Origin of the sequence: Paenibacillus elgii NBRC 100335, assembly GCF_004000865.1 — a bacterium.
In the GTDB taxonomy this organism is placed as follows: Bacteria; Bacillota; Bacilli; order Paenibacillales; family NBRC-103111; genus Paenibacillus_G; species Paenibacillus_G elgii.
The window spans coordinates 166734-179455 of the sequence record NZ_BIMB01000006.1; the positions used below are offsets into that span (position 1 = coordinate 166734).

Genomic DNA, 12722 nt, shown 5'->3' on the forward strand with positions numbered 1-12722 from the left:
AAAAAGCAAACAAAATGAGTATAGCAAAAAGCGACGCGGATGCAAGCGGTTTTTGGTAAATAGTTTGTTGACTTGGCCGAATAATTAACCGCGGAGGCGATCGAGGGCGGAAAAAGCCTTGCCGGCCGCGCTTTTCAAAGGCTCTCGTGCGCAGGTTTGTCGATTTTGTTAATCTTAAAAAGCTTTCGTTTCCATCGTCAAAAAAGTTATGGTACGATAAGGATAATTTCTACAAATGGCTTCGGCCGAACCCGCGGCTCAGGCCGTTTTTAGTTCAACCAACGAATCGGGAGGAACAGTTACGCATATGAAAAAACAGCTGGCAATTATTATGGTACTGCTGATGACGATATTTATCGGCTTCGGCATTATCATCCCGGTGCTTCCCGCCGCCGTCACCGGATCGGGGGCCGACAGCTTTCATCTCGGCATGCTGTTGTCGGTCTATTCTTTGGCGTCGTTTCTGATGTCTCCTGTATGGGGCGGATTATCGGACCGGATCGGGCGCCGTCCGCTTATCATGACCGGGGCGCTCGGCTTTAGCGTCAGCTTCTTCTTGTTCGGATTAGCGGGGGATAACCTCGTGCTGATGTACGTGTCGCGCATTTTGGGAGGTTTATTCTCTGGAGCAACTACCGCGTGCGCCGTTGCTTATGTCGCGGACATTACGACCGAGGAGAACCGCACCAAGGGCATGGGGCTTGTCGGCATGTCGATCGGTCTGGGCTTCATCTTCGGCCCGGCGTTCGGAGGCTTGCTGAGCCATTTCGGGCTGCAGGTGCCGTTCTTCGCATCTTCCGCGCTGGCGCTGGCCACCTTCGCGTTCGCCTTCTTCATGCTGCCGGAGTCGCTCACCGTGGAGATGCGGAGCAAATCAAGAGAAGCAAAAGCTTCCCGTTGGAGCGCATTCGTCGGTTCGCTCAAATACTTGTATGTGCTTTCGTTCTTCGTCTCGTTCACGCTGGCGGGGCTGGAGGCGACGCTGCTGCTGTTTGAACGGGATCAGATTGGCGCGACGCCGACACAGCTCGGCATCATGTTCGCGGTAAGCGGCGTAGTCGGAGCCTTGATTCAAGGCGGCGTGGCCCGGAGGCTGGTCAAGAAAGGGCAGGAATCCCGCGTGATCGGCATCGGCTTGCTGCTGTCGGCGCTCGGCTTCGTGCTGATCCTGTTCTCCAGCAGCCTGCTTACCGCGTCGATTTACTTGAGCGTCTTCGCCGCAGGGAACGCGCTGATTCGTCCTTGCGTCACCTCGCTGATTACGCAAAAGACCAAGGTCGGGCAAGGGGTAGCTTCCGGTTTAAGCTCCTCGATGGACAGTCTGGGCCGCATTACCGGGCCGCTGCTCGGGGCCGGCATTTACGATTACAACCACAGCGTGCCGTTCGTGACCGGAGCGGTACTTTCGATCGCTGCCTTGTACTTGCTGTACCGCTTTATCGTCGCGGATCGCGCAGATACCCGGGCAGCGGGACAGCCCGTATAACGAAATCTTGAGGAACGCAAAGAAGCCGCCGCATGCGATTGTTCGCTGCGACGGCTTTTCTTTCTTATTTACTCCAGAAGGCTCAGCGCCGAATCCGTTCGATCGCCGGGAACCGGAGGCCATTCCTCCCGCGTCATGGCATAGATCGCATGATCTTCCCATACGCCGTGGATCTGCAAATAGTTGCGGGCCAGGCCTTCCAGCCGCATGGCGTTTTTTTCGACGACACGTATCGATCCTCTGTTGCGAGGCATGATCGCCGCTTGAACCCGGTGAAGTCCGCAGTTCTCGAAAGCGAACCGGAGCACAAGTCCGACCGCCTCGGACATGTAGCCCTGCCCGTTGAAGCGCTCGGAAATGTAATACCCGAGATTGGCGTTCTGCCATGGCCCTCGAACGATGGAGGATAGTCTGACCCGGCCGATAAGCTCGTCTGTGCCGTTCAAGAAAATACCGAAGGCGTAGGCGCTGTCCTGCTCCCGTTCGGCGATCGTCTTCACTAAGGATTCTCGTACGGCGTCGAGAGTAAAAGCGTTGCTGTCCTGCAGAGGCTCGAACGGACGGAAGAACGTTTCGTTTTCCGCCCGCAGCAGATGAAGCGCTGGGACATCCGGTAAATCAAGAGGTCGGATATAGATCCGGTCTCCGTGTACAATCATGAAGCTGTCTCCTTTGGAACCCGAGTATGAAGCGTATGTCTCCACAGCTTACCGAGTGGCGAGTCCGTGCATAATAAAGCGGATGCACGTCTCCGCTTCTTCTTCCTCGTCCCATTCTTGTTCCGGTACGAGCAGGAAACGGGTAATTAGGAAGCCGATGATGACCGAGGCGGTCAGCCGGACTACGGTGGCGGCAGGAAGGGGGATGATCTGCCCTTCTTGTTGAAAAAAAACAATCACTTTTTTGATGCGCGTTAATACTTCATTCATAACTTCGGTCTTGAATTGCTCCTGAAGATCGGGATGAAATGGAATCTCCTGCATTAAAATTTTGATCATCGGCAAATGCTGGCGGGCAAACTCCAGCCGGTTGCGGATGAGTGACCGCAGAAAGTCCTCGTACCGGGTATACTTTGCTTCCAGCACCGGTGTAAAATTACGGAGGACGAACGGGGCGACGAGCTTGGCCATGATCGGCAGGACGATGGACAGCAGCAAGTCTTTTTTGGTTTTGTAATGACGGAAGATCGTGCCTTCCGCAACGCCTGCTTTTTGCGCGATTTCACTGGTGGAAGCTGCGGCGTAGCCCTTCTCGGCAAAAATTTCAATGGCCGCATGCAGGATTTTCGTTTGTTTTTCCGTCATTTTCGGTTCTTCGTCGCTGAGCTTAAGCAGCTGCTCGATCCAATCTTCGTTCGATTCGGGTAACATGACTCACACCTCTTTGATGCATAGTTCGGGAGCCTCATTTATTATACACCAAAATTGTCCTGAAGTGTGAACGAGCGTTCGAGAGGTCGTTTACTTTGCAGCGGAACGATTTCGCGATCGCATCGAGCCGACGGGCGCAAAACTGATTACGTTCAATAGCGGAAAAATTTTGGAGGCGTTCCTTGCCGGGGGAAGAACGACATGGGCTCGAGTGGGGGGACTATTGCGCACCGCCGACATCGTCATTAAGATACCACGTTGGAAAAGCAATAAACCGCCCCTGTCGGGACGGTATGGTACGTAAGTACTATGGAGTCGTGTTAGTCGTATCAGGCATTTTCCTATCCTGCGAAGGCTTGCGGTCGACCATATTCTCAATCCACGGGGTCATTTCGTCCTTAATTTTGCCGACCAGCTGCGCTTTAGAGATTCCTTTGCTTTGCGCGAGGTCGGTCAGCGATTTACCCGATTTCAGTTCGGTTTTCAACTGGTCCTCGGTTATTCCGAGAAGGGAGGCAAGCTTGTCCGGCGCGATGCCCAGATGTTTTTTGCCCGCATGTATGCCGTAGCGGCCGTTGCCGTCAAAGGTACGGTTAACGATCTTTTTCAGGTGATCCGCCATTCGGCTTTTGAACTTCTCCGCTTGTTCGGCGGTCAGCTTTCCGGAGGCTGCGGCTTCGTCGATCGTTTTGCTGCGTGCTGCCTGCGGCTTGGCGACGAAGTCGGCTTCGCTCATGTTTTTATCTGCGGCCAGCTGTACGAGCGTCTTGTCTTTAAGCGAGGCGATCAGCGAGGCTTTGTCCGTGCCGAGAATCGCAGCGGCTTCTTCGAAGATCGGCATGCCTTTGGCGGAAGCGCCGGGGTCCTTGGAGCCGTCATGCTCGCTTCGCTTGCCGAACCACTCGTGGAATGGGCCCGCCGCGGACGGCTGCTGCGCGGCCGCGTCTTCGGCGTGCGCCAATTGTCTGGTTCCGTACAGGGAACCGCCTCCGAGCAGAAGCGCAAGAGCCAGCGAGGAGACGATTACCCGTTTCGCATACGTTTGCTTCATGCAGGTTCACCTTCCTGATGTTGGATTGGTTTTGCAACCATTCATAGGATAGGCATCCAAGCTTAACCTTACTTTAAAGCAAGCTTAGGCTAAAATAAATTTTCGCAACGACGAATAGACCGCCGGTCGGGCGGTCTGTCGGACGATATGGGAATCCGGCTTATTTCACAATCAGCACGGGAACTTTGGCCTGCTGCACGACGTTATGGCTGACGCTTCCAAGAAAGAACTCGCGGATTTTCCCGAGTCCCCGGCTCCCCATGACAATCAGGTCGCACTCGATCTCTTCGGCATGCGATAGGATGGTATAAGCCGGCTGCCCCCGGGTCAGCGTAAATTTCACGTTTAGCGTCGACGGGATGAGCGACTTGGCTTCCTCGATCGTCGTTTCGGCAGCTTCGATGTAATCGGTGTTAACCGCATATTCGCTGCCGATATAAGTAGGTAGGGCGTACACATGAATAATTTCGAGCCGCGGAGGATGTAGGCTGTGAGATTGTTCCTGAACCAATTCGACCGCACGTTTCAAGGCCTTTTTCGATAAATTCGAACCGTCATAGGCAACAAGGATTTTTGAAAATAACATCATCCTCACCTCATTTGCGGTTTAGTGGGTTACGATTTTATTATACCACAAACAATCGCTTACATGACGGAAAATTCAGAAAATTACCAACAATATTTAAGACTCCTCGTTCATATTATAAAAGTTCAAGAGGACGGTCACTACGCCGAGCACCAGAATGAAGAGGGTCATCCCCAGACCGAATGAGAATACGAAGGGCAGCATCATAAACCAAACGCCTGTCAAAAAAGCTATCCAATGCTGCCACGAGCCCCAACCCGTTTTGCCCAATGCCAGCAGCGAGAAGGCGAGTTCAATAAAGCCGGCGGCCATGCTGCTCCGCAGAGCTCCGGAATGGTCGGAAAAACCGAGAATCCATGGAGCGCCTATGAACCAAAGACCAATTAACGCAGCCAGCAGGTTACGAACCGCAGTTTTCTTCATGCCTACCCCTCCCTGAAATGGATGGCCGTTTTATATTAACTATATGCAACCGATTTCAAAAGGTGCGCAATTTCCGCTAATTATTGTAAAAAATGTGAGCAATGTGGGGGCGAAGGCTGGGAACCTACGGCACCGCGAAACATAGAAAAAGGCCCCCGTCATCGGCTTGAGCCGGAGGGAGGCCTTGTCCTTGCTTACAGCTTGGCCATCTTGTATAAAGGCAAGGCGGAGATCATTGTTTCTTTAGCCACCTGGAGGAAGGCTTGTCCATCCGCGAGCACCGGATCATCGGCAGGAATGTTGCGGCCGACCAGCAGCTCGACCTTTTTCACGTCGCGAAAACGACGGAGCGCTTGCTCGAGCTGGCTGTCATCCAAGTCCCGCACCGATACCGCGTCTTTTTGCATATGGTCGAACGAAAGCACAAAATCTTCGGGCAAAGCGGAGCGGACCTCCGACAGGCGATCCAAATACGTTTGGGCAATCGCCTGCTTATTCGGCAGCTCGTAGATCAGGGCGAGCCAAATGAACACCCGGTCGTCGAACAAGCCGATCTGAAAATGGGGAAGCTGCTTGTATCCGCGCTTGCTGCTTGAGAACGACATCCATGTGTCAACGGGCGGGTTCACTTTGCGGCGCGCATGCTTGGCGATGTGCAGATACAGCTCTTCTCCGGCCCGCACGGCAATCTCATCCAGCAGCTCACTGCTGATGGCGCCGAACTTGGGCTGAATGCGCGAGCGGATCGCTTCCATCCGGCCCTCAAGGCCTTCTATCGTAAAGGTTTCAAAATCCGTTGCGGTAAAGCCGATAAACTGCATGACTGAAGACTCCTTTATTTTATCGATGACAACAATATAGCATAAAATGGGACGTCCGGGCACGCGCTCGACGACTGACGACATTTTTTTTAATCCGGAGCCAAAAAAAACACAAGTGCGAGAAAAGCCATTCCATTGTTGAAAGCGTTTTTACGGAGTAGGATGAAGCTACATGAAGACGGAAAAGGAGGGGGCACGCATGGCGGTAAAAATGCAGGCGGTGAAAGCGATCGGCTCCAAAGCCGGGACCCGTAAAAGCATACTGCGGTTCATGTGGAAATACAAAACGCTTTATGTAATCTCGGTTCCGGGGATCGTCTATTTTTTCATTTTCAAATACGTTCCACTGCTTGGTTCGGTTATCGCCTTTCAGGACTACAATATTTTTCAAGGCATTTTGGACAGCAAATGGGTCGGTCTCGCACATTTTAAACGGATGTTCGCCCATTACGATTTTCTGAACATCCTCAACAATACGCTGCTGATCGGATTGTACGATCTGCTCATCGCGTTCCCGGCGCCGATCGTCCTGGCTCTGCTGCTCAACGAGCTGCGTCTGGTGCTGTACAAGCGGGTGCTGCAGACGATCGTCTATATGCCGCACTTCTTGTCCTGGGTCATCGTCAGCGGCATCGCCATCGGTATCTTGTCGCCTTCGACCGGAGCGGTGAACCAGTTCATCAGTTGGCTCGGCTTCGAGCCGGTCTACTTCCTCGGCGAAGAATCGTGGATTCGCACCGTACTTATCGGCTCCGGCATCTGGCGCGATTCGGGGTACGGGACGATTATTTTCCTCGCGGCGCTGGCGGGCGTCAATCCGGACTTGTACGAGGCGGCCGAGGTGGACGGTGCGAGTCGCTGGCGCCAGACGCTGTCCATTACGATTCCGGCGCTGCTGCCGACGATCATGATCATGTTCCTGCTTCACATCGGCAAGTTTCTGGATTTCGGCTTTGAGCGCGTCTACGTGTTCCTGAACCCGCTCAACAAAAACAACGGCGAAATTTTGGATACGTACATTTATCAGGTCGGTTTGCTTGGGCAGCAGTTCAGCTATACGACGGCGATCGGCTTGTTCAAATCGGTCGTCGGTCTGGCGCTGATCGTCATCGGCAACACGCTAAGCAAGAAAACGACGGGGGAAAGCTTGTATTAACGGCAGCGGGAAGCGGGAGGTGCGAAACTTATGAAAAAAGCAAGCGCAAGCTGGCAAGTTTTTAATACGGCGAATCTTATTTTTCTGACCTTGCTCGGACTGGCGATGTTTCTGCCGTTCCTCGGCGTGCTGGCGCAATCGTTCAGCAGCTCCGAAGCCGTCATTGCCGGAAAAGTATGGTTCTGGCCCGTCGATTTCACCTGGATCAACTATCAGTATGTGTTCAGCGACGCTTCGATCTGGCGTTCCTTCGGGGTTACGGTCTACATTACGATAGTCGGCACACTCATCAATCTGATTGCCACCGCCTCGCTCGCTTATCCGGTATCGAGGCAGGAATATGTGGGGCGGAAGCTCGTCGTCGTCATGGTGCTCGTTACGATGGTATTCAGCGCTCCGCTCGTGCCGAACTTCATCTTGATGAAAAGCCTCGGACTGACGAATACGCTATGGGCGCTGCTGCTTCCCGGCGCGATCAGCGCATTTAACTTTTTCATCATGCGCTCGTTCTTTATGCAGATTCCTTCGGAGATTATCGACTCCGGCCGGATCGACGGCTGCACCGAGCTGCGGATGATCTGGAGCATCGTGATGCCGCTCTCCAAGCCCGTGATGGCGTCCTTAGGCATCTTTTACGCGGTAGGCCACTGGAATACGTACATGAATGCGCTGTACTACATCAATAACCCGGCCTTGAGGCCGCTGCAGGTGAAGCTTCGCCAGCTGATCGATGCGAACGAGATCAACATCGACCCGTCGGCCTCCCAGTTCAGCTCGCTGGCGCATATGGACCCGGAAGGCATCAAGATGGCGACGATCATCATTGCGACGCTGCCGATCGTGCTCATCTATCCGTTCCTGCAAAAGCATTTTGTCAAAGGCATGATGGTCGGCTCCGTGAAATCTTAGCTTCCGGCCTCCGGTATCGGGAGCTCCTACACCGGTAAAACAGGGCGCTGCTCCAAAAAAGCGCAATTCGGGCGGGCGATAGGCTATGCTCGGAAGGAGGCGTCCTTTTACACTAAATGCAATCGCTCCATATCATTTCTCAGAAAAGAGGGGTTCGTATGAAGAAATGGATGAAGGTCGGGCTTGCCTCGGCCGCAGCTGCGAGCATGCTGGCCGCTTGCGCCAAGACGTCGGAGCCACCGGCGGCGGAAGGAACCGGCAATCCGAACGAAAAGGCGAAATTTTCCATCTCGATGAGGACGCTCGCCTTCAATCACGTGGAGAAGTCACCCAACATTAACGAAGACAAATGGGTGAAAAAGCTGGAGGAGCTGACCAACACGGACCTGAACATCGTGCTCGTCCCGCACAAGGAATTCGAGCAGAAGATGATCCAGATGTTCGCCACCAACGACATTCCCGATGTCGTGCAGGGCAGCGGCGGCGTGGCGGGCAAGGAGATGGCCGGCTCCATTCAGGCGGGCGTTTTCCTGCCTTTGGACGATCTGCTGCAAAAGCACGGGCAAAACCTGCTGAAAAAAATTCCGAAGGATGCCTGGCAGAAAGAGACGTATCAGGGCAAAATTTACGCGGTCCCCGAGTTCCTCTCCAACCCTTCGCGCCGTGCGACCGCGATCCGCAAGGATCTGCTCGACAAAGCGGGGCTGCCGGTGCCGAAGACGGTCGACGAATACTTGAACGTGCTGCGGAAGTTCAAGGAGCTGGGAGTCGAACAGCCGTATCAGGGCCGTGAAAATTTCAAATACGCGGATACGTTCTTCGGCTCCTTCGACGCGTTTCCTTACCTGTCCATGCACATGCAGCAGGGCGATCAAATTGTGCCGAAGTTTTTCAATATCGACCATATGACGAAGGCGCTGCAAACATACAAAACGATGTTCGACGAAGGGCTGATCTCCAAGGAGTTCGCGACGATCAACCCGACCGTGTACAAAAACAATATTTTGGCCGGCAAAGCGGGCATGTGGTCGATGAACGCCAACGAAGTGCTGCAGTGGGAGAAGCAGCTGCAGGCGAACGTCCCTACCGCCAAGGTCGAGCTGATTCCGTCGCCGGTCGGCCCGGACGGCAAGGGCGGCTACTACTTGTACAACTCCGTCACCCGCGCCTGGTTCATCAACAAAAAGGCGAAAAATCCGGAGGCGATCATCAAATTTTTCGATTGGATGCTATCGGACGAAGCGGAGAAGTTCTTTACGTTCGGCATCGAGGGCGAGACCTACAAGACGGTGGACGGCAAGATCGAGTACAAATCGCCGACGGACCCGCAAGGGGTGGACGAAGAGCGCTACCGCCAAGCTTTCCTGTGGATGGTGCAGGATACGAAGTACAACAAAGGCACGCTCAGCCTGACGCCGGAAGGGCAGAAATTGATGGGCATCTATGATACAATGTTGGCAAACGAAGGACGCGACGGTATTCAATTCGAGCCGCGCTTGGAAGCGTATATCAAAAATCCGGACATTGCGCCGGAATCCGATTATGCCGCTCCGGTGCTGCTCCAGCATATGGTTAAGATGGTCTACGGCAAGGAGCCGATCTCTGATTGGCCGAAGGTCATCGAGGAATGGAAATCGAAGGGTGGCAACGACGTCGTCAAGGAAGCGACCGAGAAGTTCAAAAGCAAAGATCCGAACGTGACGATCTCGATGCCGCGCCGTTAATTGCGTCTCTTCTGGATAGTACGGTTGAAATGTAAACGTTTTTAATTCCCTTTTCGCGGAGAGAAAAGGCGGTTCATGAGTGGTCGAGGTGCGGTGTCCTGCCGGAGGGCATGTATCGTTTCGAAATCTTTTATCCAATCGGGGGATCGGAACAAAACGTGTCTGAGCTGAAGCGAAACGATACATGCCCGGGGCCACAGTTACATCGAACGCTCTGCCTAACGTCCTTTTCTCCCCGCGCCCTCTCCCCCTTCTGAAAGGAGCGTTCGCCATGTACCGAATCTTGATCGCAGATGACGAGCCGATGATTCGCAAAGGCTTGCAAAAGCTGGTGGAGCAATCCGGTCTGCCCATAGCGAGCATCCGCACGGCTGAGAACGGCACGGATGCGCTGCGGCGGATTCGCGAAGAACGCCCCGATTTTTTGTTTACGGACATCCGGATGCCGAAGCTGGACGGATTGGAGCTGTGCCGGCACGTGGCCGAGATGGACGCGGACATCCAGATTGTCGTCGTTTCCGGCTATAACGATTTTGAATACGCGCAGAAGAGCGTATCTTACGGCGTGAAGGAATACTTGCTGAAGCCGGTCACCATCAAAGGGTTTCAGGAGGTGCTGGAAAAGCTCGTCCGCTTCAGCGCGAAGCAGCGATCCGAGACGTTCGTCCCCGTAACCCGGCTGGAAGCGTGGACGGCCAAGCTGGATGAGGCCGTGTGGCTGCTGCAAGAGCAGGAGCTGCGGGCCGTATTGATGGGAATGCGCAGCGAGCTGGACGGCTTCGGCCTGAAGCCGAGCCGGCTGTGCGATGTGCTTGACGAGCTGAATATTTTGCTGGTGAACCGAATCAACCAACGCGACGTATTCACGCTGCGCGCCGGATTAGAGCTGGCGGATGTTTCGGAGAAGGAGGAGGCGTGGCGGCGGTTTGACGACAGCGTCCGCAGCTTGTGCGAGGAGCTCAGGCATAAGCGCAGAGGCAGGCGCAAGGACCCGGTCGAGGAGGCGAAGCATTACATCGAGGATCATCTGGCCGAAGAGGTTTCACTGGAGGAAGTGGCGGAATACATCGGCCTGAACGCCTCGTATTTCAGCCAGCTGTTCAAGCAGTCAACGCAGGAAACGTTCGTCCAATACCGGACCCGCAGACGGATGGAAAAAGCGAAGAAGCTGCTTCAGCAGCCGCATTACCGGATCACGGACATCTCGGGCGAGGTCGGGTACGCCGACCACCCGCATTTTACGAAGACGTTCAAGAAATACGCCGGGTGCCTTCCATCCGAGTATCGGCAAAAGATGGGAACCGAATAATGAAGCGCAAGACGCTGTCCGGCCAAATTTACGTCTACTTTCTTATTGTGATTGCCGTTTCATTGATTACCGTTGGTGTCGTTTCTTACGTGCAGTCTTCCAAAGAGCTGGACCGCCAGGCCGAGCAGTATATGGAGCAGATCGTCGACAGCGCGGCCTATCAGACGGATATTTATTTGCAGACGTACGAGCTGCTCAGCAATTCGTTTACTTCGAACACCGACGTCCGGGCGTTTATGGAAATTGCGTCTGATGATGGGTACGGGTATTACTACTACTCTACGCAGATCAAGAAGTTCGCGTCGAATTCCGTGCAATCGATCGCAGCGCTGTACAAGCAGCTGAACATGATTTATGTCGTCGGGCAGCACCGGCGTTCCGTCATTTACGACAACCAGAACTTGATTTTTCTGGACCCTGCGGAATATAAGACCAAGTTCGAATACATTATGGCCAATACCCCCGACGACGGGCAGATGGTTATGCTGAATGTGAGCCTCAGGGCGGAAGACCGGGGGACCGTCGTCACGATGGCGCGAAAAGTGCGCGATTCCGCATATAACGATGCGAACCGCGGGGTGGTCGCCATCGAGTTCAAGCTCGCGGAGCTGGCGAAAATATGGCAGCGCGCGAACGTGGGAAAGGACGGATATTTCTTTATTGTCAATGGCAAAGGAGAATTTATTTACCATCCAGCTTTACCGCTGAAGGATGCGAAGCTGGAGCCGGAGTTGTTCCGGCATATGGAGCAGAGCGCGGGAAAATCGGTCATCGACCGCTATGAAGGGCAGGACCGGCTGTTTGTCTCAAGAGGCTCGAGCTATTCGGACTGGAGGCTTGTCGCCTCGATTCCGGTTCAGGAGCTGCGACGTCCGGCATCCACGATCCGCACCACGACGCTCAGCGTCGGGCTGCTTACGCTGATTGCCGCTCTGTGGCTCGCCTACCGTTTCGGCCGTTCCATCGTCGCGCCGATTCGCGAGCTGAAAGAAAGCATGCGGCAAACGGAGAAGGGGAACTGGCAGCACATCGACGAGATCGGCCGGACGGACGAAATCGGCGGATTGATTCACAGCTATAACCTCATGGTGACGCGGCTTTCGGAGATGATCGAGAAGGTGTACGAAGCCGAGCTGCAGCAGCAAAAAAATGCGCTTGAGCTCGGCCGTGCGGAGCTGGAGCGGCAGCGTGCGGAATTTCAATCGCTTCAGCTGCAGATCAATCCGCATTTTCTGTACAATACGCTGGAAACGATCAACTGCTACGCCATCGTGCAGGATTCGTACGAAATTACCGAGATGGTGGAAGCGATGGCCTTCATGCTGCGCTATTCGATTCAAACCAATCTGGAAGAAATCACGGTGGCTAACGAACTGAACCACGTCCGCAACTACATGATCGTGCTGCGGCACCGGATCGGCCGGGAATTCGAGATCGACGTCGTCATTCCGCCATCGCTGCTGCTGGAAAATATGGTGCGCTTGACGCTGCAGCCGCTGATCGAAAATATTTTTCAGCATGCGTTTCCCGGCGGCTTCGAGTCGCGCCATTACATTCGCATCGATGCGCGCAAACAAGGCGGGTTGTTCCAAGTATCCGTGGAAGACAATGGAGCGGGCATCGAGCCCGACCGGCTGGAGGAGCTGCGCAGTCGACTGAAGCAGAACCGGCTTGCCGACGAGCACGAAGGCGGGCGGCAGCGTGGGGGGATCGGACTGATGAACGTTCACCGACGCATTCAGATGGTGTTCGGAGAGCAATATGGCCTGTCGATTGAAAGCGAATGGGGCCTCGGTAGCCGCATTACGATGACGATGCCGGAAACGTCGGCGCCGGCGCTGCGCTCCATTAAAGATTCAGCCTGACCTTAACCTTTCATTTCATGGA

General features: G+C 54.3%; 12 protein-coding genes. 6 read left to right on the top strand and 6 right to left on the bottom strand.

Annotated features, from left to right (window positions below):
- The first annotated feature begins 235 nt into the window (after positions 1-235).
- Positions 236-1486, top strand: a complete 1251-nt coding sequence (locus PEL01S_RS07095; RefSeq protein WP_477529344.1) for an MFS transporter — start codon at positions 236-238, stop codon at positions 1484-1486.
- A gap of 68 nt (positions 1487-1554) precedes the next feature.
- Here the strand turns inward: PEL01S_RS07095 and PEL01S_RS07100 are convergent, their stop codons facing one another.
- The 6 genes from PEL01S_RS07100 to PEL01S_RS07130 form a co-directional block, all read right to left on the bottom strand.
- The gene (locus PEL01S_RS07100; RefSeq protein WP_063184169.1) at positions 1555-2145 is read right to left on the bottom strand and encodes a GNAT family N-acetyltransferase; all 591 of its coding nucleotides are present in this window, start codon (positions 2143-2145) and stop codon (positions 1555-1557) included.
- 48 nt (positions 2146-2193) lie between these two features.
- The gene (locus tag PEL01S_RS07105) at positions 2194-2856 is read right to left on the bottom strand and encodes a TetR/AcrR family transcriptional regulator (RefSeq protein ID WP_010492089.1); all 663 of its coding nucleotides are present in this window, start codon (positions 2854-2856) and stop codon (positions 2194-2196) included.
- A 307-nt stretch (positions 2857-3163) separates the two neighbouring features.
- Positions 3164-3907 (bottom strand): hypothetical protein, encoded by a 744-nt coding sequence (locus PEL01S_RS07115; RefSeq protein ID WP_127459813.1) that lies wholly within the window; start codon positions 3905-3907, stop codon positions 3164-3166.
- 160 nt (positions 3908-4067) lie between these two features.
- Positions 4068-4493, bottom strand: a complete 426-nt coding sequence (locus tag PEL01S_RS07120) for a universal stress protein (protein ID WP_063184167.1) — start codon at positions 4491-4493, stop codon at positions 4068-4070.
- A gap of 96 nt (positions 4494-4589) precedes the next feature.
- Entirely contained in the window at positions 4590-4916 is a 327-nt protein-coding gene (locus tag PEL01S_RS07125; RefSeq protein ID WP_063184166.1) for an SPW repeat protein, read from the bottom strand.
- Between the two features lie 194 nt (positions 4917-5110).
- Positions 5111-5737 carry a DUF1054 domain-containing protein gene (locus tag PEL01S_RS07130; RefSeq protein ID WP_174806911.1) on the bottom strand — a complete coding sequence of 209 codons (627 nt, stop codon included), beginning with the start codon at positions 5735-5737 and terminating at the stop codon, positions 5111-5113.
- A gap of 199 nt (positions 5738-5936) precedes the next feature.
- Here PEL01S_RS07130 and PEL01S_RS07135 point away from each other — a divergent pair, with 199 nt between their 5' ends.
- From PEL01S_RS07135 to PEL01S_RS07155, 5 genes are all read left to right on the top strand, one after another.
- A complete protein-coding gene (locus PEL01S_RS07135; protein WP_127459814.1) occupies positions 5937-6893 on the top strand; it encodes an ABC transporter permease in 957 nt (318 codons plus the stop codon).
- A gap of 30 nt (positions 6894-6923) precedes the next feature.
- Positions 6924-7802: a carbohydrate ABC transporter permease gene (locus tag PEL01S_RS07140; protein WP_127459815.1), complete on the top strand. Its 879-nt coding sequence runs from the start codon at positions 6924-6926 to the stop codon at positions 7800-7802.
- Between the two features lie 158 nt (positions 7803-7960).
- Entirely contained in the window at positions 7961-9526 is a 1566-nt protein-coding gene (locus PEL01S_RS07145; protein WP_063184163.1) for an extracellular solute-binding protein, read from the top strand.
- A 271-nt stretch (positions 9527-9797) separates the two neighbouring features.
- Complete coding sequence (locus PEL01S_RS07150; protein WP_127459816.1) at positions 9798-10835, top strand: response regulator transcription factor; 1038 nt, start codon at positions 9798-9800, stop codon at positions 10833-10835.
- Positions 10835-12700 (top strand): sensor histidine kinase, encoded by a 1866-nt coding sequence (locus PEL01S_RS07155; RefSeq protein ID WP_127459817.1) that lies wholly within the window; start codon positions 10835-10837, stop codon positions 12698-12700. Before PEL01S_RS07150 ends, PEL01S_RS07155 begins: the two co-directional genes overlap by 1 nt.
- The last annotated feature ends 22 nt before the right edge of the window (positions 12701-12722 follow it).

Bases quoted from the DNA above. Each gene is read 5' to 3' on its own strand.
- PEL01S_RS07135 (WP_127459814.1), top strand. From the start codon at position 5,937: ATGGCGGTAAAAATGCAGGCGGTGAAAGCGATCGGCTCCAAAGCCGGG.
- PEL01S_RS07145 (WP_063184163.1), top strand. From the start codon at position 7,961: ATGAAGAAATGGATGAAGGTCGGGCTTGCCTCGGCCGCAGCTGCGAGC.
- PEL01S_RS07115 (WP_127459813.1), bottom strand. From the start codon at position 3,907: ATGAAGCAAACGTATGCGAAACGGGTAATCGTCTCCTCGCTGGCTCTT.
- PEL01S_RS07130 (WP_174806911.1), bottom strand. From the start codon at position 5,737: ATGCAGTTTATCGGCTTTACCGCAACGGATTTTGAAACCTTTACGATA.
- PEL01S_RS07100 (WP_063184169.1), bottom strand. From the start codon at position 2,145: ATGATTGTACACGGAGACCGGATCTATATCCGACCTCTTGATTTACCG.
- PEL01S_RS07140 (WP_127459815.1), top strand. From the start codon at position 6,924: ATGAAAAAAGCAAGCGCAAGCTGGCAAGTTTTTAATACGGCGAATCTT.
- PEL01S_RS07125 (WP_063184166.1), bottom strand. From the start codon at position 4,916: ATGAAGAAAACTGCGGTTCGTAACCTGCTGGCTGCGTTAATTGGTCTT.
- PEL01S_RS07155 (WP_127459817.1), top strand. From the start codon at position 10,835: ATGAAGCGCAAGACGCTGTCCGGCCAAATTTACGTCTACTTTCTTATT.
- PEL01S_RS07120 (WP_063184167.1), bottom strand. From the start codon at position 4,493: ATGTTATTTTCAAAAATCCTTGTTGCCTATGACGGTTCGAATTTATCG.
- PEL01S_RS07095 (WP_477529344.1), top strand. From the start codon at position 236: ATGGCTTCGGCCGAACCCGCGGCTCAGGCCGTTTTTAGTTCAACCAAC.
- PEL01S_RS07150 (WP_127459816.1), top strand. From the start codon at position 9,798: ATGTACCGAATCTTGATCGCAGATGACGAGCCGATGATTCGCAAAGGC.
- PEL01S_RS07105 (WP_010492089.1), bottom strand. From the start codon at position 2,856: ATGTTACCCGAATCGAACGAAGATTGGATCGAGCAGCTGCTTAAGCTC.